The organism is Streptomyces paradoxus (assembly GCF_014202475.1).
GTDB classification, from domain to species: Bacteria; Actinomycetota; Actinomycetes; order Streptomycetales; family Streptomycetaceae; genus Streptomyces; species Streptomyces paradoxus.
This window is the reverse complement of sequence record NZ_JACHGV010000016.1, coordinates 88,724-108,123: the sequence shown is the minus strand read 5'-3', so window position 1 is coordinate 108,123 and position 19,400 is coordinate 88,724. Positions and strand designations below refer to the sequence as shown.

The following is a 19,400-nucleotide window of genomic DNA, read 5'->3' as shown; positions in this document are numbered from 1 at the left end:
TACGCCCCGGCCGACCTGTTAGTGAAGAGGGACTCAAGAAACACTTTCTGATGCGCCGGCCTCGGCCCGGCCGCCGCCGGCCTTGGGGCGGTCCCGCGCGGCGAGGAAGGACGCCATGCGGTCCCGCGCCTCGCGGCCGTCCGCCAGAGCGGCGATCAGCCGCGCCTCCTCGGCGAGGTGGCGGCGCAGTGCGTCGCCGGTGCCGGCGCGCAGGAGTTCCTTCGCGGCGCGCAGGGCGTCACCGGCACCGGCGGCCAGCCCGGCCGCGGTCCGGTGCGCCGCGTCGTCGAGTTCCTCGTCCTCCACCGAGCGGGAGGCCAGGCCCCACCGCTCGGCATCGTCACCGGTCAGGACCCGATTGGTGAGGATCAGGTCCGCCGCCCTGCGAGGGCCCACCAGGCGTGGAAGGAACCACGAGGCCCCGCAGTCGGGCGTGAGCCCGATCGCCGTGTACGCCAGCCGGAACCGCGCGGACCGGGCCGCCAGGACGATGTCGCCCACCAGCGCCAGGCCGATCCCGCCACCCGCGGCCGCGCCGCGCACGGCGGTCACCAGGGGCACCGGCAGCTCGTACAGAGCCTGTACCGCCGCGTGCGCGGCACTCGCCACCGCATGGACATAGGCGCCGGTCCCGGCCCCGCGGCCGGCGAAGGCGCGCAGGTCACCGCCCACGCAGAAGCTGCCGCCCGCTGAGCGCAGCAGCACGGCACCGCCGGGGTCCGCGGCCACCTCGCGCGCGGTCTCCCGCAACAGCTCGGCCGTCCTCAGGTCCAGGGCGTTGCCCCGCCCCGGGTCGTCAAGTCTCAGCTCGACGACCCGGTCGGGGTGGCGGACGATCCGGACAGGCTCGGTGCTCACGGGGAGGCTCATGCGTGGTTCTCCTGTCGTCTTCCCCGTCGCCGGGTGGTTCCCGTCCCAGGTACTTCCAGGCAAGATACTGAAGACGCTATACAGTTTCTAGAACGCGACGGGAGCCGATACCCGTACGCCCGTCGGCGGGAGGTCCCGTGCCCATCCAGTTCGATCACGATCCGACTGCCGCTCAACTGGCCACCGCTACAGCCGAGTTCGTGCGCGAGGTGGTCGTCCCGGCCGAGCACGAATGCGGCGGGTCCGTGCACCACGCCCCCGAGGCCCTGCGGGAAACCCTGCAGAAGGCCGCCCGTGACGCGGGTGTGTTCGCTCCGCACGTACCGGCGCGCTGGGGCGGGCACGGGCTCGACCTGCGCGGGCAAGCGGTGGTGTTCGAAGCGGCGGGCTACTCCCTGCTCGGACCGCTGGCGCTGAACTGCGCCGCCCCGGACGAGGGCAACATGCACCTGCTGGAGAAGGTGGCCACCGAAGACCAGAAGCAGAGGTATCTGCGTCCGCTCGCCGCCGGCGCGACACGGTCCTGCTTCGCCATGACCGAACCGGCTCCAGGGGCGGGTGCCGACCCCCGCTCCCTGCGCACCACCGCGACCCGGGTCCCCGGCGGCTGGCGCATCGACGGCCGCAAGTGGTTCATCACCGGCGCCGAGGGAGCCGGCTTCGCCATCGTCATGGCCCGCACCTCCGGCAGCCCCGGCGACCCGGGCGGCGCCACCATGTTCCTGGTCGACGCCGGCACGCCCGGCATGCGCCTCGTCCGGACCATCGAGACGCTGGACGAGTCGCTCTTCGCCGGGCACAGCGAGATCGTCTTCGAGGAGTGCGTGGTGGGGGAGGAGCAGGTGCTCGGGGCGGTGGACCACGGCTTCGACGGCGCCCAGGTCCGGCTCGGTCCCGCCCGGATGACGCACTGCATGCGCTGGCTGGGAGCCGCCCGCCGCGCCCAGGACGTCGCACTGGAGCGCGCGGGGAGCCGGATGGCGTTCGGCTCGGCGCTGGGAGACCTCGGCATGGTCCAGCAGATGCTGGCCGACTCCGAGATCGACATCGAAGCGAGCCGCGCCCTGATCCTGCGCACCGCTTGGGAACTGGACACCGGATCCGCCGCCGCCTCGCAGCTCACCTCCGTGTCCAAGACCTTCGTGGCGGAGGCGGTGAACCGAGTGGTCGACCGCGCGGTGCAGATCTGCGGAGCGCTCGGCATCTCGGCCGAAGACGCCCCGCTCGCCCGCCTGTTCAGGGAGGTACGGCCGTTCCGCATCTACGACGGCCCGTCGGAGACACACCGTTTCGCCATAGCGCGCCGCGCGGTGCGACCCTTCCGGCAGCCGCGCACGGGCGCGGCGGAGGGCTGATGACGCCGTCGACCACACCCCTGCGGTCGGATGGCCGAGCGCCGCCCATACGCACGTCAGCGACGGCGAGCATCGAACGCCCCCCGCTGAGACCGCGTCGGATCCCGGCTGCGGGCGTCAGTGCAGCGGCTTCTCCAAGAGTGCCTTGCGGTGGCTGAAGGTCTCGATGGAGTAGCGGCCGTGGTAGTTGCCCATGCCGCTCTCTCCCACTCCGCCGAACGGCAGGTCGGAGACGGTGAGATGGGCGAGCGGCAGGCCGTAGCCCAGGCCGCCCGAGGAGGTCTCGGCGGCGAACCGGCGCTGTGTCCCGTCGGACTCGGTGAAGACGTACAGGGCGAGCGGCTTGTCCCGGTCGTTGATGAAGTCGATCGCCTCGTCGAGGCCGGGGACCGTGACGATCGGGAGGATGGGGCCGAAGATCTCCTCGCGCATGACGGGCGCGTCGGGGGCGACGTCGGCCAGGACGGTGGGGGCGAGGTACTTCGCCGCGCGGTCGCTCGTGCCGCCCACGACGGTGCGGCCGGAGTCGAGCAGGCCGGTGAGCCGGTCGAAGTGCCGTTCGCTGATGATCCGCCCGTACTCGCCGGAAGCTGCCGGGTCGCTGCCGTACAGCGCCTTGACGGCGTCCGCGAGCAGCGGCTCCAGTGCCGCCGCGGTCTCGGGATCGGTCAGGACGTAGTCGGGGGCGACGCACGTCTGTCCGGCGTTGAGGAACTTGCCGCGGGCCAGCCGGTCCGCGACGACGGCCAGGTCGGTGTCCCGGTCGACGAACGCCGGTGACTTGCCGCCGAGTTCGAGAGTGACCGGGGTGAGGTGCTCGGCGGCGGCGCGCAGCACGATACGGCCGACCGTGCCGTTGCCGGTGTAGAAGATGTGGTCGAAACGCTCGGCCAGCAGAGCCGTGGTCTCAGGGACTCCGCCCTCCACCACGGCGACCGCGTCGGTGTCGAGGTACGCCGGCAGCAACCGGGCCAGGGCGGCGGACGTGGCGGGGGCCAGCTCGCTCGGCTTGGCGATCACCGCATTGCCGGCGGCCAGGGCGCCGACCACGGGGGCGAGGAGGAGCTGGGCCGGGTAGTTCCAGGGCGCGATGACGAGGACGACGCCGAGGGGGTCGTACTGCGTCCAGACCGTCACGTCGGGGCCGAGGTGCGCCGGGGCCGGGGCGGGCTCCCGGCGCAGCCAGTCGGCGAGGTGGTCGAGGGTGTGGTCGATCTCGCGGACGGTGAAGTCGATCTCGGTGCGGAAGGCTTCTGTGGCGCTCTTGCCCAGGTCGGCGTGGAGGGCGGCGGCCAGGTCCGTGCCGTTCTCGGTGAGCATGTCGCGCAGCCGGCGCAACTGGGTCGTGCGCCACTCGGCCGGCTTGGTCCGTCCGGTGCGGAAGGTGGCACGCAGGCGGGCGACGACGTCGGCGGGCTGCTCAGGAGCGGAGTGGTTCACGGGTACCTCGCAGGTTTCACAGTCAGATGTATATGCCAACCTTCTGCCCGCTCCCTTGCATTCCATCGTTTCCGCACCGCATCCGTGCCGTGTGTCACAGCGGGCCGGGCGCCCGGCCGCCGTTCGGGACAGGCGCGCCGGGCGGCAGTGGTCGGCGCGGGCGCCGGGAGCGTCCGGTGCCGGCCTGCTATGACCAGGGCAGCACCAGCGCACCCCAGGCGACGACGGGACCGAGGGCGACCATTCCGCCGGTGTAGCCGATGACCTGGCGGTAGAAGCCGCGGGGGTCCACCCCGCGGGCGTTGCTGAGGACGAGTGCGCCATTGGTGGAGAAAGGCGAGGTGTCGACGATCGTCGTGGAGACGGCGAGCGCGGCGATCAGTCCTGCGGCGCTGAGGTGGCTGGACAGCAGCAGCGGTACGGCGATGGGGATGATCGCGGTGAGGATCGCCGTGGAGGAGGCGAAGGCGGAGGTGACGGCCACGGTGAAGCAGAGCAGCAGGGCGACGGCGACCGGTGCGCCCAGACCCGCCGCATGCTCGGAGATGTTCTCGATGATGCCGGCCTTCTCGAGCATGGCGATGTAGGTCATCATGCCCGCGACCAGCAGCAGGGTGGACCAGCTGACGCCCTCCACGGCCTTCTCCTGCCGCCTCATGTCCACCAGGGCCAGCAGGGCACCGGCCGCGAGGGCCAGGAAGCCGATCTCCAGGTGGAAGCCGAGAGCACCGACCACGAGGGCCATCAGACAGCCGAGGGTGAGCCACTGGCGCCAGTCGGGCCGACCGGACACGGCCTGGTCCTCGTCCCGGGCCGCATCCTCGGACCCCTCGGCCAGCGGGACGGGGCGCTTGGCGAGCAGCGCGTAGGTGAGCGCGGAGAGCACCAGGTTGATCAGGAAGCTGGCGCTGAACAGCATCACCGCGGAGACCTGCAGTTCGGTCTTGTCGACCAGGCCGAGCACCAGCGCACCGGACACGGCGAGCGGGGAGAACGCGCCCGCGTGTCCGCCGCTGATCACCATCATGCCGACGACCAGCGGGTTGAGCTTGTAGCGGTAGGCGAAGTTCATCCCGATCGGCGCGAGGATCGCGACCGCGGCAGGAGTGAAGGTGCCGAACGCCGTCAGCACCGCGGCCACCGCGAACAACACCCAGGGAATGAGTGCGACCTTGCCGCGCACCAGCCGCACCCCGGCCGCGACGAGCCAGTCGATGGTGCCGTTGCGGCGGGCGATGGAGAACAGGTAGGTGACCCCGACGATGGTGACGAAGAGCTTCGCCGGGAACCCCTCGAAGATCTCGTCCTCGGTGAGGCCGAGCGAGGCCGTGCCGACCGCGAAGGTGGCCACGAAGGCGAGGATGCCCAGGTTGATCGGCAGCGCCGTGCCGACCACGAACATCACCAGCAGCGCTCCTATGGAGATCACTTCAGCAGACATCTTTGTCCTTGGTGCGATGGGGGAGGGGCGCGCTCGAAGGCGCGAGGGTATCCCGGTGCGGACGGGTGGGGGACCGGCCGACCGAGGTGATGCCATTGCCGGTTCAGGCGGCTCGCGTGCGGCCTGGTTCCGGGACGTAGATACGGGCGTCGGCGAGCAGCCTGGCCGCGCGTTGCACGGTGACCCGCCGCGGCAGACCGTTACGTACGTCGGTGCAGCGGACCGCGACGATGCCGGCGGGCGTACCGAGCCGCAGCCACTCGGCGGTCGGGCCGCCCGCGGTACGGCAGACCACGGAGCCCTCGACGAGCCCGGCCGCCGCGACGGCCACTGCGGAGGTCAGACCGATCGCCGGATGCGGGGTGTTCATGCTGAGCATGCGCACGGAGATGTCGTAGTCCGCGGCCGCGACCTGCTCCCCGAGAGTGCTGGTGTACGGCACCGGCGGGCCCACCAGGCCCACCTTGGGCACCGCGTCGCCCGGTTCTGCGCCCTGCTCGACCAGCCCCATCAGCGGTGCGGCGGTGTGACGCACGATGCGCAGCCAGGGCACGTCCGCGCCCATCCGCTCCAGGGGCTCGGCGCCGGTGCGTCCGGCGCCGGCGGCGTCGACGAGGACGACCGGGGCCCCGGCGTCCACCATGCTCACCGGTACCGGCTCGGCGCCGGGAACCCGAAGGTCCTGCGCGGCCTGCCCGGTGGGGAGCAGCAGACCGGTGGTGCCGCCGGCCGGATCCCGGAAGGTGAGGCCGACGGCGACCCCGCCGGCACGGGTGCCCGGTACGGTCTGGCGGCCGAAGTGGTGGATGACGCCACCGGTGGTGTCCACGAGCCCCTCCAGGACGGCGCCGGTGTTGGTATTGCGCATCACCACACGAGTCCGGTCCCCGGTGATCGCCACCATGCCCTTCGCGGCCGCGTACAGGGCGACCCCCGTGGCGCAGTTGCCGCAGTTGCTCGTCCACTCGACCGAGCCCGTGCCGATGCCGACCTGGGCGAAGAGATAGTCCACGTCCACGCCGGGTTCGGGTGAGGCGCCGACGACTGCCGCCTTCGAGGTGGTGGGGGTCGCCCCGCCCACACCGTCCAGTTCCACGGGATCGGTGGCGCCGTACGCGGAGACCAGCAGCTTCTCCAGTACGCCACGGTCGGAGGGGACGTCGACCTGGTTGAACAGCCAGCACTTGCTGGTGCCGCCACGCACCAGGGTTGCGGGAATGTGCACGTCTGAGGCTCTTCCTTGACGAAGCGACGGGAGGGAGGAGCTGAGGAGGTGGTGACGGGCGCGGTACGGGCCCGGTGTGCACCGCTCTGCGATTGCGGAGACTTTGGCAGAGGCGTGACTTCGGAACAATCGCAGTTCGCTTCACCTGGTTTTAGCTCAGCTAAAGTCGCAGGCATGCTGAACGTCCGCCGCCTGCTGCTGCTCACCGAGGCCACCGAACGCGGTTCACTCACCGCCGCGGCCGAGGCCCTGGGCATGACCACCTCCGCCGCCTCACAGCAGATGTCCCTCCTGGAGCAGGAGGCCGGACAGCCCCTGATCGAACGGCTGCCACGCGGGATCCGCCCCACCCCGGCGGGTACCGCGCTGGCCGAGCGGGGTCAGGCGATTCGCCGTGAACTACGCGCGGCCCAGGCCGACTTGGACTCCTTCACGGCCCTCGACCAGGGCACACTGCGGCTCGGTTCGTTCCCCACGGCGAGCGCGTCGCTGCTGCCGCTCGCGCTCACCCGTTTCCGACGCCGTCACACAGGAATCCGCATCGAGGTGCGCGCCGGGGTCCTCGCGGAGCTACGGGAGATGCTCCACACCGGGGAGGTGGAGCAGGGGCTGCTCTGGGACTACGAATGGAACCGCCTCGACGATCCGGCCCTCTCCCTCACGCACCTCCTGGACGACCCCACGGTGCTGGTGGTCCCCGCCGACTCGCCCCTGCGCACCCATCCCTCCGTGCGGCTCGGCGACCTCGCGGACCAGGAGTGGATCATCCGCGCCGACAACCATCCCGTCGCCGACGTCCTTCGTCGCAGCTGCCGCCGGGCGGGCTTCGAGCCGCGCATCGCCTACTCCTCGCACGACTACCAGGAAGCCCAGGCCATGGTCGCCGCCGGCCTCGGCATCGCCCTGGCCCCCCGCCTGGCCCTCACCAGCCGGCGCAGCGACGTACGCCTCCTGCCCTTCGCCTCCGACGTGCCCGCGCCCACCCGCCGCATCCTGCTCGCACGCGCCACGGCCCGCCCCGCAACCCCACCCGCCCAGGCGATGGACCGCGTCCTGCGCGCGGTGGCACAGCGGTTCACCGCGCCCGGCCTGCACCGGGCCCAGCTCGGGGCGGTGCGCCGCGGCTGAGGACGCGGCCCCTTCGGCCGTGACCCCGGCGCGACACGCAGGGTTTCCGTCCGGGCCCTGGCCAACGCGGACGATGCCCCCGAGCAGGTTGCCGCGTGACGCCCACCCGCAGGATGCCTGCGAGCCGGCGGCGGCAGGTCATGCCGGCCGTCAGCGCCTCATGCGGTGCCCGGCATGACAAGCTGTGGTTTCCAATGCCCGAGCCCAGGAGGTCACCATGGCCGCAGAGTCTCCATCACCAGAAGGTTCGGAGTCGGCTGACGCCGATGGCCCTGCCCTCACGCCCGACGCTGACGGCCAATACGACCTGAAGCGCAAGTTCCGGGAGGCCTTGGCCCGCAAGCGCGGTATGCAGGCGGATGCGGCCGACCTCGCCGCGAATCCTCACGCGTCAAAGGTCAGCGGCGCGCACGGACCGGCCGCCCACCAGCGGTCGTTCCGGCGTAAGAGCGGCGGCTGACCCGAGAACGGCCGCTGAATGAAACTCGGCAGGACACGGCCCGGCATCATGCGGATGATGCGGGCTGTGCCCTGCCGGGTGAGTGGGGAGGGCTGCGACCGGCCCAACTACCGGGCCACAAGCGGCGTTACGCTCAGAGAGCGCCGCAGTCTGCGATGGTGATGGTGGCCGAGGTCCGGCCGGACCGCGAGCCGTAGCTCTCGATCTTCCGTACGACTTCCATGCTGCTCTCGTCGGCGACCTCACCGAACACGACGTGCTTGCCGTCGAGCCACGACGTCACGATCGTGGTGATGAAGAACTGCGAGCCGTTGGTGTTCGGGCCGGCGTTGGCCATGGACAGCTGGCCGGGCTTGGTGTGCTTGAGCGTGAAGTTCTCGTCGGCGAACTTCTCGCCGTAGATGCTCTTGCCGCCGGTGCCGTCACCGCGGGTGAAGTCGCCGCCCTGGAGCATGAACTCCGGGATGACGCGGTGGAACGACGAGCCCTTGTAGCCGAAGCCCTTCTCGCCGGTCGCCAGCGCGCGGAAGTTCTCCACGGTCTTGGGGGCGACGTCGTCGAACAGATCCATGTTGATCCGGCCGGCGGGAACGTCGTCGATGGTGATGTCAAAGAAAACCTTGATAGTCATGCTCCCATCTTGACACCTGGCGCCCTCCGGGCCTGCCAGGGGACCTTTCGCGCGGCGGTGGGCCGGCCGCACCGCCGCGCGCGAGCGGGCGGAGCTCCGCGTCAGCCCCGGCCGAGGACGCAGAACTCGTTGCCCTCCGGGTCGGCCAGGACGACCCAGGAGACGTCACCCTGACCCACATCGGCCCTGGTCGCGCCGAGTCCTTCGAGCCGGGCGACTTCCTTCGCCTGATCCTCGATGGGGTCGGGTCTCACGTCGAGGTGGACGCGGCTCCGTACGACCTTGTCGTCCGGCGTGCGGCGAAACTCCAAGTACGGACCGACGCCCTTGACGGAGCGCAGCAGGGCGCGGTCGTCGGTCAGCTCATGGACGGTCCAGTCGATCGCCTCACCCCAGAACCGGACCATGGCCCGTGGATCGGCGCAGCTGACGACCACGGCGGCTATGGGCCCGGTGTCCCGATAGAGCTCTCGCGGCTCCAGGACGCTGAACACGTTGCCTTCCGGGTCGGCAAGGAGCACCCACGGCACGTCGCCCTGGCCCACGGCGACGGGCGTCGCCCCGAGCTCCTTCAGCCGTGCGACCCACTCCGCCTGATGGGCGCCGGAGGTGGTAGCGAGCTCGATGTGCACGCGGTACTGCACGGTCTCCGGGTCCGGGACCCGGACGAGATCGATACAGACGGCGGACGGGTCCGGCCAGTCGAAACCCACAGGTTCCAGATTGGTGACTCCAGGGCCTTCACTGGAAACACCCCAGCCGAGCACCTCCGCCCAGAACCGGCCGAGCGCCGAGTCGTCGCGGGCCTTGAAGTTCACCTGAACCAGCTGCAGCGTCATGCTGCGTACCCTAGGGGTTGAACATCGCCAGAACGTCCCGGGACCTTCGTCCGGCGGCCTGTTCGCCCGTGTTCCCTCAGTACCCGCATGACGACGACGGGTGAAGGCCGTCGGCCCACGTTCGTCGAGACGGCCGACGAGCGATCCCTGGCCGTGCACCGGCACCACGAGACGGTGGAGGCTCCGATACGGCTCCCGCCCCGCCGTCGTGGCCCGGCCCGACCCTCTCGGCGGACCTGCTCTACCCTCATGGGCACGGCCGGTGCGACTTACGGCCGAGCGGCGATGCAATCAGGTCACGTGAGTCTTGCGAACACCGGGCCGGCACCCGGACACAGGCGCTCGCACTCCCTCGGCCCGGTGGACCGCTGCACCCGACTGAATGCCTGTCAGGGAGGACCGTTGCACCACGAGGAGCGGGCAGACCGGCCCGGAAGCCACGGAGAGCACGAGATCCAGCGTGATGTGGGCACCGTCGACCGTGCAGATCGGTTCTACGCCGAACAGGTGCTCGACCGGCTCAACTCACGGATGACGGAGTTCGTGGCCCGTCAGGAGATGTTCTTCCTCGCCACGGCGGACGGGCACGGGGAGTGCGACAGCACGTTCCGGGCCGGACCGCCCGGTTTTCTCCAGGTGCTCGATGCCGCGACCCTGGCATACCCGGAGTACCGCGGGAACGGGGTCATGGCATCCCTCGGCAACATCCGGGAGAACCCACACGTCGGCATCCTGATGATCGACTTCGCCCAGGACCGCATCGGGTTGCACGTCAACGGCCGCGCCCGGCTGGTCGCCGACGAGGCCATGCGCCGCAAGTACCCAGGCCTGCCGGTCGATCCGGTCCCGGGCCGTCGTCCTCAGATGTGGGTGGAGGTCGAGGTCGAGGAGGCGTACATCCACTGCTCGAAGCACATACCGAGGCTGGTCAAAGCGCCGCTGCGGCAGAGCGTCGACGGGGGACAGGATGCGGCCGGTGACGACGGGCAGGCGTGGGGCACTGACGACGTCAAGCGCAAGGGCGGCGACTACTTCGGAGCGGCGGCCCGACGTCACGGGCTGCCTTCGCGCTGAGAATCTGAGTGTGGCTCTGGCGACGAAGCTGCCGGGCGAGAGTCACGAGCAGGCCGCCTTGCGGGAGTTGCGGGAGGAAACCGGGCAGACGAACGTCTCGTTGGGTCCGGAGATATGGCAGGACGTCCGTGGGCGGCGGTCCGGGAAAGGCGTCGCCTGCGAGGTTCGGCAGCGTTACTACGTCGCCAGGGTGCCCGCGTTCGACGTCGATACCTCGGCTTTCGAGGACAGCGAGAGGGCCGCGATCAGCGGGCACCGCTGGTGGACTGCGGCGGGGTTGGCTGCGACGTCCGATGTACTGCGACCGGCTGAACTGCCGGAACTGCCGGCGTCCTTGCTGATGGATGGCCCACCGGCCCAGCCGATCACTGTGGACGGCTGAGTCCTGCTGGTCGCGGGTGGGACGATCGATCAAATCCTAGGTTTGACAAAGTCTAATCTTAGGCTTAGTTTTCAAGCCTCTTGAGTAGGTGTGTGTGGCCTGAACGGGTTTGTGCGTGCTGGTCGGCCGCCATGCCTTTCCCCTACGGATCGGAGCTGGACATGAGGTGCTACGACTGCCTCCAAGAGGCGCGCAGCGACACCACTGGTATCGGTGTGTGCTCGCGCTGTGGCTTGGCCACCTGCGAAAACCACGCCCGCGTACAGCAGGCACAGATCACCCGCCAGATCGGCATGGGTGCTTCGTACAGCCGGATCCCCGCGCGCAGGGTGGTGTGCCACACCTGCGACATGGCCGAGACGGCGCACTGAGCCGCATCGTGCGCTTATCGAACCCGTCCTTGATCGTCGCATGCGCGTCGTCCGTCCGGCCACGCGCTCATCGCCTGCTCGGACGCTGCCCCCGATCACTGGCGCAGCGTCCGAGCCTCAGCCCTGGTCACGAACCGGTGCACCGTCCGGCTCTGCGGCGAGGGTTCGGCTGACGGTGACGACGTACCCCTTGGTCCCTCCATAGACCGCCCGCTCCTTCTCCAGCAGTGCTGTACCGGTCTCGGCGCAGGGGCCGTAGCCGTCGATGCCCGCGTTGTGCACCAGCGGCTCCACGTCGTCCTCGGCGGTTCGGCGGGCAACCCGGTCCAGGTCACCGGGATCGCCACGTCCTCCTCCAGTGCCGCAGCCGGCTAAGCGGCGGCGATGTTCCTGGCTTCGGCAGTGATGATCTGCAGCGCCTCGGCGATGCGGTCGTGGTGGGTGCGGTGGGAAACCACGCACACGCGCAGGGTGTAGCGGCCGCCGACCACCGTGCTGGAGAGTACGACGCGCCGGTGACCGTTGATCCGCTCCAGCAGACGGCGACTCGCCTCGTCGGCCCGCTCTGCAGCGGCCGGGCCGCCATCGGCGGGACGGACGCGGAAGATCACGGTGGACAGGTCCGGGCGCTGCGGGACCTCCAGCTCCGCGACACCGGACAGCACTTCGTGAACGTGTTCGGCCAGGTCGAGCTTCTCGTCCAGAGCGTCGCGGAAGGCATCCACCCCGTGGAGGTGCAGCGGAAGCCAGGCCCGCAGACCGCGGATCTCGTGCGTCAGCTCGGGCCCGAGGTGACCGGAGTCCGGGACGCTCCCCGCCGCCTCCATGTCCTGGAGGTAGCTACCGGGGTCCATCCGCAGGTCAGGAGTATGCGGCACGGTACGTATGTGAGCCGAGCGGATGCCGGCGAGACGAGCGGCCTTGGCGACGGAGTGGTGGGCGAAGGCGGTGGTGTAGACGGTGCCGCCGGCGAGATCCTCGCCGAGCCGGTCGTGGCGGGCGGCAACCGTCGCGGAGAACGTGGCCATCGATCCACCGCTCGTCAGCAGGCCGCCGCTGCCCTTCGGGAGGCCGCACACGTCGTGGGCCATCCAGCGGATCAGGCTCTCCTCCAGCGCCGCGAGGGCCGGGGCGACCGAGGCCAGGCCGCCGTAGCGGTTGAGAGCGCGGTTGTAGAACTCTGCGAGCGCGGCCGAGTACAGACCGCTGCCCGGTATGTACGCCAGGTGGCCGGGCCCGGCCGTCTCCAAGGCACAGTTGGCGGCCTGATCGAGGCGCGCGAGCAAAGCTTTCAGGTCGCCGCCCCGGGCGGGCGGGGGCGCCAGGAAAGACTCCACCAGGCCGGTCTCGGCTGCGGGGACAGGGGGCTGCTCGCAGGGCGGGCCGCGAGCTTGTCGGTGCGGTCGACGACACGGTCCAGGACGAGACGGCCCATCTCCGTCATCGTGGCGCGGTCGGGTTCCAGGGGGAAGCGGTGCATGAGGCAGTCCGGAGTGCGTGAGAGGGCTGGGTAGTCGGCAGGTCCGGCGTCATGGCCGGAGCGCGTGACCAGGATGCGCCGGGAAGAGCGGCATACGATGGCGTAACCAGCGCCTGTATGGCTCTGCGGCGGAGGATTGTTCGTCGGTTAGGCCGCTAGGCTGCAGTTCATGCCACGACCCCTGTCGACCGCATCGACCGGGCGATCCTGGACCACCTCCAGCGCCACGGACGCACCCCGAACGTCGACCTCGCCGAGGCCGTACGCCTGTCACCCTCGTCCTGCCTGCGCCGCACCAAGGCGCTGGAGGAGGACGGGGTCCTGGCCGGCTACCGGGCCGATCTGGACCGCGAGCGCCTCGGCCTCGGGCTGACGGTGTTCCTCTCTCTGAAGGTCGAACACTCCCGCACCACCTCCCAGGTGGTCGAAGAGGCACTGAAGGCGATCGACCACGTCGTCGCCTGCCATGTGGTCTCCGGCGACGCCGACTTCTTCGTCGAGCTCGCCGTGCCGGACCTGCGCACCTTCGAAAAGGTCCTCACAGACCAGATCCTGGCCATCGGCCCCGTCCGCGACGCCCGCAGCACCTTCTGCATCCGCACCGTCGTCGACCGCGGCCCCCTCCCCCTCAACTCCTGGCCCGCATGGCGTCCATGACCGCATCACACGGTCTCGGCAGCATCCACGTCACGCTGCTGCTGCGCGGACCGGTTGTCAGTGTCCGCCGTCACCATGGGCGGTCCGGTACAAGACTGACCCGCTCCCGGTTCTTCACCTGAGCCCTGTTGCCCACCCTGAGCGCAGTGATGCGTCGCCATCCTGCCCCGCATCGCGACTGGTGATTCGGCCGCTGCGTATCCATCGCCGACGGGCGGACCGGACTCACCGAGGCGATCTGCACCTGCATGGCGTGCCCGGCCCCGCTGAACCATCCCGACGACACCGGGGCGCGCAGGGGAGTAAGCGCTGGCGGCTCTGGAGGTCTGGACCGCGATCCGTCCGACGGGCCGGCACAGGAGATCGCAGGAAGTCATGTCGCGCTCACGTACGTGAGGGCGCGGAGTATATGCAGCTCATGAGGCTTTTGCAGTAACCCAGATCACGGCCGGATCACGGTGTAGATCATTTACGCTCTGGGCAGCCTCGTTGCGATTATCGGTTCAACTTTCGTTCTGCGAAGCCCAGTTCGAGTGCGCGGGCGGTCTGGACGGCCGCTTGTCTGCAAGGCGGGGGGACTCTGCGGTCCGTCTCCCGAAAGGAAGCGCATGCCTCAGGACGTCACGGTTCGGCCGCCCCTTCGACTGTCAGCAGACGTCTTGAGTACGCCCAGGAGCGTCACCGCCGCTGATTCCTGGCCAGTGACCTCGCCCGGGGCGACGCCGGTGTTCGAGGGGTTCGAGTCATGCAATCTGCCCGAGGCCGCCGCTGACGGCTACCCGCTCGCCTCTGCCGATGACGTCAACTGGTGCTCTCCGGCTTCCCTTTTCGGCGCCCACCTGCCGGACCCCGTTGCCGAGGTCACGCGTGAGCTCCTGGTCATCCCGCTGCGCCCCGCGGGCAGCAGGCCGCGGTTGCTCTGCTCAGCCGACGCGAGGCCGACGGGTGTACGTCCGTGGAGAGCACATGGAAGGACTGACGCAACAGATCGTCGCAACGCTCCCAGGCGGGCTGTCGGTCTGACCTATGGGGCGGCTGGCGTCGGAACCTTAGGCATTCCCTTAGCCGCAACTCACATCGGATCCGGTGGTCGCGCCGCACCTGAAGGGCTGTTAGAGCTTCCTGATCAAGCTCACTGAGGCAGCCGTGTAGGCGCAGTCTCGCCGCAGGCGTGCATCGACAAGAGCGGGCCCCTCATGGAAGGCCGGCGCTGGCGAGGATGAATCTGCCGTCGAAGAACGGCTCGCCCCCGCCGGAAGCCTGAGCAGGCCCGGGTCAGTCCGTTCTCGAAGAGCAGCGGAGGCCCGCTCCACATCCTCAGCGCCCACACAGCATTCATGCGCCTCACAGTCATCCGCGGCAGGAACCGAAGCCGGCCGCCTGAGTCCGGCTGTTCGGCGAAACCTTCGCGGAAGGTACCGACAGTTCGCGGACAAGACCGGCGACCACCGCCGTTCGAATCCGCTGCCACAGAAGACACAGACTGAAGGGAGACCGGTGTGAAATCTCGAGGCGTAGGTGCTCTTTCGAAGGTGTACACCGACAGCCGGCTTCCGGCGCAGCCCAGTGCCCAGCTCCAGCCCGGGCAAGCGGGCGAGGCCCTGGCCCGCCTCATGGCGAAACGCGTCAATGGGGTCACCGAGGAGTACCGAGACTGCCAGAGCGCCGCTCTGCGGCGGCTGGACGCGCTCATATCCCCCCACTCCAGGACCAGCACCACGTTGCCCGTCGAGGGAGCCCTCCAACGGGCGCCGCACACGTTCCTCCCGCCCGACGAAGCGGGCTATACCAGGTTGAGGCAACTCGACACCAGCCTGAACATGATCGAAGCAGCCTTTCCTCAAGTCAGCACCGATATAGAGGTCTGCCGACTGACGAGCAGAATGCTGGAAGAGGCTTGGAGGAGCCGGGCGCTGACCCCGTCGCGTGAGGAACAGGAAGCAACCGACTGCGCATGCCCGCTGTGCCGTCGGCTGCCCGTTCCCCCCGAACGCGCGCTGAGTGACTACGGTTGGCGGCAGAGCGCCGGTCGTCCCCTCACCACGAAGACCTGGCCACACCGCCGGGAACTCGACAGCGTCCTGACCGGTGGATGGTCCTGGACCCGGCAGATGAACGACTTCGAACGAGACCTCGGCCACCGCCACCGCTTCGAAGACGACATCCTCGTCTTTCACGAATACAAACGCGTGATAGACACCATCGATACCACGCGCCTCACCCAGCACGTCGAAGACCGCTTGGCCGAGAACTTCAGCACGAACAGCGCCAGAGCCCTGGTGTCGGGACTCTTCGCGGCCCATAAGCGATCCGTGGACGAATACTGGCTCCGCCAGCACGACTCGGGCACGGTCAAGCTCCCCCAGACCAATCCACTCAGCCAGAGCAGCTACTCACTCCTCCAGATGCTGGACTGCCTGTTCTGGCACGTTTCGCCCGACACAGAACTCTGGCAGGAAGAACACCTCGCCTCCTTGCTGCTGTGCCGCGTCATCGACGACATGGCCGACGTACGGGTCGACGCCCTCACCGGCGAGATCAGCAACTTCTGGCTCGCTGACATGCCCGCCCACACCAAGGCCCTCTATGCCGCCTGCGCCATCGCCCTCGTCAAGTACGGCTGTACGCCCGAGGCGCACTCCCCGATGTGGAACACCTGGCTGATGACCACCACCATCGTCTGGATGGGACTCACAGGCCGCCACGCGCTGTGGTTCGACGGCATCACCGACGGTCTCCCCCCGGCCCAGGATTGCCCGCTCTGCGACCTACAGCCCAACCCGTGCACCGGCATCCTCACCCACGGCACCACCCTCACCATCACTCCCCGGCCCACCGCACCAGCCCTGAGTGCCAGGACCGCCGAGCTATCCGCGCGCTGCAAAGCCCAGTACCCCCGGACGTGGCCCCTTTTCGACGCCGAACTCCACGCCTTCGAAGCACTGCACGGCCCCTGGCACGGCAACACGGACAGCACATGGGAGATCCTGCGCCGCACCTACATCGCCGCCGTCGAGGCATCCAGCGCCGCACCCTCCCCGGACCGCGCCCGTCAAATCCAGCAAGACGCCGGCGCAGTCGGATCCGAAATGTTCCACACCCTCCACGACCGTCAAACCGGAAGGGAAGACACCACACTGCTCGCCTACATGTTCGGCTGCGCCCACCCGCACTTCCTCTGGAACGCCACGGGATACCGCCCCACGCGCCTGGCGGGCGACTGGCTCGACGGCTGATCCTTCACTTCTGCGGCAGAGTCGGAACTCCTGGAGCTGCACCACTACCCGAACACAGGCCTGCGCCGGGCTGAGCTGGTGCTGAGGTCGCTCACAGTCGCGAGGGTGCCAAGCCGATCCCAGAGGAGTGGCACCGTCCAGTCCAGGTCCTCGGACTCGGCCAGCCGGTCGGCGGCGGCATGCGCGCCCCATGGGGCCTTGTCGCGAAGGCGCCAGGCGATGGCCGTCGTCGGTACGTGGCGACCTCGGCGGCCGCCCCACGCTCAGCGGCTCGAACCCGCTCCACATCACATCAGCGATCACTCATCGGACGGATACAGCCGATCCACTGACCCGCCCACCCACGAGACATGCGCTAACGGCCGGCCCCGGCTCGGGGCCGGTTCCGGGCGCGGACGGTCATCCGCAGGGCGCGCGGCCGTACGGTGAGCCGGGCGACCTGACGGGTGGCCTGCCCCTCGGCGAGTTCCAGCCGTACCGAACGCAGCATCGTCGCGATCGCCGTGACCATCTCGGTGCGGGCGAACCGGTCCCCCATGCACTTGTGCTTGCCGTCCCCGAAGGGCAGGAACGCGCCCGGCGGAGGCTCCTGCGCGGCGTCGGTCCACCGGTCCGGGTCGAACCTGAGCGGATCGGGGAAGCGCTCGGGGTCGCGATGCAGGGCGTGCTGGCAATAGGCCAGTTCGGTGCCGGCCGGCAGGGTCCACTTGCCGAGCCGGGTCTCCTCGGTCGTGCGGCGGGTGACCAACCAGCCGGGGTGGTGCAGTCGCAGTGTCTCGGTGATCACCCGGTTCAGGTACGGCAGCCGGGTCACGTCGTCGAGGGCGACCGGTCGTTCGCCGAGGACCTCGTCCAGCTCGGCCAGGACCCTGGCCTCGATGTCGGGGTTGCGGGCCAGTTCGTACAGGGCCCAGGACAGCACCGACGCAGTGGTCTCGGTGCCCGCCACGGCCAGGGTGAGGATCTCGGAGCAGATCTGGTGCCCGGTCAGCGGCTCGCCGGTCTCTTCGTCGACGGCGCGCAGCAACATGGAGAGCATGTCCCCGGTGTCGTGGCCGGAGGACTGCAGTTCCTCGACGGCGGTGTTGACGGTGGCGCGTACGCCGGCCCGGGCCCGGTCGAAGCGGCGGTTGAAGGGCAACGGCAGGCGCTCGGCCCAGTCGGGCAGCATGAGGCGCACACCGACGCCGTTCATCACCACCGACAGGTCGCTGCGCAGCCGGCGGAAAACGGCGTCGTCGAGGCTACCGGCGAACACTGTCTTGGCCAGCATGTCGAGGCTCAGCCCGACCATCGCCTCACGCACGTCGAGGGGCCGCCCGAGCTCCCAGCCGGCGACCGTGGCCGTGACCTCGTCACGCATGATGTCGACGTACCGGCTGATCTCGGTGTGGGCGAACGCCGGTTGCAACTGACGGCGTTTGCGTACGTGAGGCCGGCCGGTAGCGGTGACGACGCTGTCGCCCAGCAGCTGGCCCAGCTTGTCGTAGAGCCGGCCCTTGTCGAGAGTGGGTGCCAGGGCCTTGAGCATCTGGTGGATCAGGGCCGGGTCCTGGACCACGATGGTGCGCGTTCCGGGTTGCAAGACGATCTCGACGAGCGGCTCCCGTGTGTCGCGCAGTGAGTCGATGAAGCCGAGGTTGTCGCGCATTTTCAGAGCGTGGCCGATGAACGGAAGCGATCCTGCAGCCCGAGGTATGGGGAGCGGAGCAGCGGACGTCACGGGGGAATCCCTTCACGGCAGTCATGGGCGCCCCTATGACTTCCCTGAACGCTCCCCAGCGCAATCCTGTCATGAACGTGTCCTGCACCACGCGGGACGAGCTGGTTGGGGGAGGGGGAGCTACCCAAGGCCAGCGTGCCTGAAGACGGCCCGACTACCGCCCTGAGCGGAGGCCATACGAATTCACATGACAGTTGCACGCCGGCTCCGCGATCATGGGCCGATGGCCACCAGACCGGACCTTCTCAGTCTGAGCATCGCGTGCCCTCCACCCGACGAGGGCGGCGTGGAGGTCCGCCCGATCGTCAATGGCCGGGATCTTCTGGCCGAGTGGGTACCCGGTGGCGTGGGAGGCTCCCGGTACCGGGGAGTAAGCCCCAGGTATCTTCTGGGCCAGGAGGGGCCGTTGCACGCCACGGCGACGCCCCACGAGGTTCGTCTCGCTTGGTCCGGGTGCGGCGTGGAGGAGTGCTGTGGCGCGCTGTACGTGACGGTCACGCGTGCGGGGGATCATGTTGTGTGGGCGGACTGGCGCGACCTGGCCAATCAGGACTTCGACCCGCCGGAGCTTCGGTTCACCGCGGGTCAGTACGAGGCCGAGGTCCTGCGAGCCGGAGAGGACCGCGATTGGGAGTGGCCCGCAGGAGCGGTTGCGCGGCTGCTTGAGGCGGGGCTGAGGGGACGCGGGGACTGGCTTGCCACGTGGGACTGCGAGTTGGAAGGCGTCTGGGCCTCCCGCAAGGAACCCGATCGAATCCACGTCGTCCTGATGCATCCCCGTAACAGGGCAGATGCGGATCTGCCCTGGCTCCAGTTCGGGATGCCCCTCCCGATCTCCGCTGACGCCCCATCGGTCCAAGCCGAGCGCCTTGAAGCGCTGCTGACCGCAGGCGATCCCCGTGCGACCGCCGAGGTCTGGGGAGGGTCGCATGATGCCGAGCAACTGGGCTACCCATGGCCGCCGGTCGACCCGCTGTCCATTTGAGCGGCAGGGAGAGGCGAGCAGGCGCCGGCCGTCCGGCAACCTGGCATGCTCGGGTCGAGCCGCGCGTGGAGGATCCGTCGACGTGAGCCGGGACATGGGCCTG

General features: G+C 69.5%; 19 protein-coding genes and 1 pseudogene. 10 read left to right on the top strand and 10 right to left on the bottom strand.

Going from position 1 to position 19,400, the window contains the following annotated elements; genetic code table 11:
* Positions 1–33: 33 nt before the first annotated feature.
* Positions 34–870 (bottom strand): enoyl-CoA hydratase/isomerase family protein, encoded by an 837-nt coding sequence (locus HNR57_RS35360; protein ID WP_184566780.1) that lies wholly within the window; start codon positions 868–870, stop codon positions 34–36.
* A 137-nt stretch (positions 871–1,007) separates the two neighbouring features.
* Here HNR57_RS35360 and HNR57_RS35355 point away from each other — a divergent pair, with 137 nt between their 5' ends.
* Positions 1,008–2,225: an acyl-CoA dehydrogenase family protein gene (locus HNR57_RS35355; RefSeq protein WP_184566778.1), complete on the top strand. Its 1,218-nt coding sequence runs from the start codon at positions 1,008–1,010 to the stop codon at positions 2,223–2,225.
* 117 nt (positions 2,226–2,342) lie between these two features.
* Here HNR57_RS35355 and HNR57_RS35350 read toward each other — a convergent pair whose 3' ends face one another.
* The 3 genes from HNR57_RS35350 to HNR57_RS35340 form a co-directional block, all read right to left on the bottom strand.
* Entirely contained in the window at positions 2,343–3,665 is a 1,323-nt protein-coding gene (locus HNR57_RS35350; RefSeq protein WP_184566776.1) for an aldehyde dehydrogenase family protein, read from the bottom strand.
* A 187-nt stretch (positions 3,666–3,852) separates the two neighbouring features.
* On the bottom strand, positions 3,853–5,106 hold the full coding sequence (locus tag HNR57_RS35345) for an SLC13 family permease (RefSeq protein WP_221343404.1): 1,254 nt from the start codon (positions 5,104–5,106) through the stop codon (positions 3,853–3,855).
* Between the two features lie 103 nt (positions 5,107–5,209).
* Positions 5,210–6,331 carry a PrpF domain-containing protein gene (locus HNR57_RS35340; RefSeq protein WP_184566774.1) on the bottom strand — a complete coding sequence of 374 codons (1,122 nt, stop codon included), beginning with the start codon at positions 6,329–6,331 and terminating at the stop codon, positions 5,210–5,212.
* Between the two features lie 174 nt (positions 6,332–6,505).
* Here HNR57_RS35340 and HNR57_RS35335 point away from each other — a divergent pair, with 174 nt between their 5' ends.
* Positions 6,506–7,459 (top strand): LysR family transcriptional regulator, encoded by a 954-nt coding sequence (locus tag HNR57_RS35335; protein ID WP_184566772.1) that lies wholly within the window; start codon positions 6,506–6,508, stop codon positions 7,457–7,459.
* A gap of 217 nt (positions 7,460–7,676) precedes the next feature.
* Positions 7,677–7,919, top strand: coding sequence for a DUF5302 domain-containing protein (locus HNR57_RS35330; RefSeq protein ID WP_184566770.1), 243 nt, complete (start codon positions 7,677–7,679; stop codon positions 7,917–7,919).
* 133 nt (positions 7,920–8,052) lie between these two features.
* Here HNR57_RS35330 and HNR57_RS35325 read toward each other — a convergent pair whose 3' ends face one another.
* Together HNR57_RS35325 and HNR57_RS35320 are read right to left on the bottom strand one after the other, a co-directional pair.
* Positions 8,053–8,550, bottom strand: a complete 498-nt coding sequence (locus HNR57_RS35325) for a peptidylprolyl isomerase (RefSeq protein ID WP_184566768.1) — start codon at positions 8,548–8,550, stop codon at positions 8,053–8,055.
* Between the two features lie 101 nt (positions 8,551–8,651).
* A complete protein-coding gene (locus HNR57_RS35320) occupies positions 8,652–9,389 on the bottom strand; it encodes a VOC family protein (protein ID WP_184566766.1) in 738 nt (245 codons plus the stop codon).
* Between the two features lie 402 nt (positions 9,390–9,791).
* Between HNR57_RS35320 and HNR57_RS35315 the strand changes: the two genes are divergently transcribed.
* The 3 genes from HNR57_RS35315 to HNR57_RS41020 all read left to right on the top strand — a co-directional run bounded on the left by HNR57_RS35315 (position 9,792) and on the right by HNR57_RS41020 (position 11,216).
* Positions 9,792–10,463 carry a pyridoxamine 5'-phosphate oxidase family protein gene (locus HNR57_RS35315; protein WP_246555282.1) on the top strand — a complete coding sequence of 224 codons (672 nt, stop codon included), beginning with the start codon at positions 9,792–9,794 and terminating at the stop codon, positions 10,461–10,463.
* 10 nt (positions 10,464–10,473) lie between these two features.
* Positions 10,474–10,845 carry an NUDIX domain-containing protein gene (locus HNR57_RS35310; protein WP_184566762.1) on the top strand — a complete coding sequence of 124 codons (372 nt, stop codon included), beginning with the start codon at positions 10,474–10,476 and terminating at the stop codon, positions 10,843–10,845.
* A 131-nt stretch (positions 10,846–10,976) separates the two neighbouring features.
* Positions 10,977–11,216 carry a DUF2180 family protein gene (locus HNR57_RS41020; protein ID WP_376772328.1) on the top strand — a complete coding sequence of 80 codons (240 nt, stop codon included), beginning with the start codon at positions 10,977–10,979 and terminating at the stop codon, positions 11,214–11,216.
* A 117-nt stretch (positions 11,217–11,333) separates the two neighbouring features.
* On the opposite strand, the gene HNR57_RS35300 is transcribed toward HNR57_RS41020, so the two are convergent.
* From HNR57_RS35300 to HNR57_RS40070, 3 genes are all read right to left on the bottom strand, one after another.
* Positions 11,334–11,510, bottom strand: a complete 177-nt coding sequence (locus HNR57_RS35300) for a hypothetical protein (protein ID WP_184566758.1) — start codon at positions 11,508–11,510, stop codon at positions 11,334–11,336.
* A 77-nt stretch (positions 11,511–11,587) separates the two neighbouring features.
* Positions 11,588–12,553, bottom strand: coding sequence for a pyridoxal-dependent decarboxylase (locus HNR57_RS35295; RefSeq protein ID WP_313675674.1), 966 nt, complete (start codon positions 12,551–12,553; stop codon positions 11,588–11,590).
* Complete coding sequence (locus HNR57_RS40070; RefSeq protein ID WP_246555280.1) at positions 12,508–12,696, bottom strand: hypothetical protein; 189 nt, start codon at positions 12,694–12,696, stop codon at positions 12,508–12,510. The genes HNR57_RS35295 and HNR57_RS40070 overlap by 46 nt, the downstream gene beginning before the upstream one ends.
* 192 nt (positions 12,697–12,888) lie before the next feature.
* Here HNR57_RS40070 and HNR57_RS40715 point away from each other — a divergent pair.
* From HNR57_RS40715 to HNR57_RS35285, 3 genes and pseudogenes are all read left to right on the top strand, one after another.
* A pseudogene (locus HNR57_RS40715) lies at positions 12,889–12,960 on the top strand (Lrp/AsnC family transcriptional regulator); the annotation flags it as partial.
* Between the two features lie 111 nt (positions 12,961–13,071).
* Complete coding sequence (locus HNR57_RS40710) at positions 13,072–13,353, top strand: Lrp/AsnC ligand binding domain-containing protein (protein WP_313675672.1); 282 nt, start codon at positions 13,072–13,074, stop codon at positions 13,351–13,353.
* A gap of 1,532 nt (positions 13,354–14,885) precedes the next feature.
* A complete protein-coding gene (locus tag HNR57_RS35285) occupies positions 14,886–16,589 on the top strand; it encodes a hypothetical protein (RefSeq protein ID WP_313675670.1) in 1,704 nt (567 codons plus the stop codon).
* A gap of 355 nt (positions 16,590–16,944) precedes the next feature.
* On the opposite strand, the gene HNR57_RS35280 is transcribed toward HNR57_RS35285, so the two are convergent.
* Positions 16,945–18,312: a cytochrome P450 gene (locus tag HNR57_RS35280; protein WP_184566756.1), complete on the bottom strand. Its 1,368-nt coding sequence runs from the start codon at positions 18,310–18,312 to the stop codon at positions 16,945–16,947.
* Positions 18,313–18,535: 223 nt separating this feature from the next.
* Between HNR57_RS35280 and HNR57_RS35275 the strand changes: the two genes are divergently transcribed.
* Complete coding sequence (locus tag HNR57_RS35275; protein WP_184566746.1) at positions 18,536–19,297, top strand: hypothetical protein; 762 nt, start codon at positions 18,536–18,538, stop codon at positions 19,295–19,297.
* The last annotated feature ends 103 nt before the right edge of the window (positions 19,298–19,400 follow it).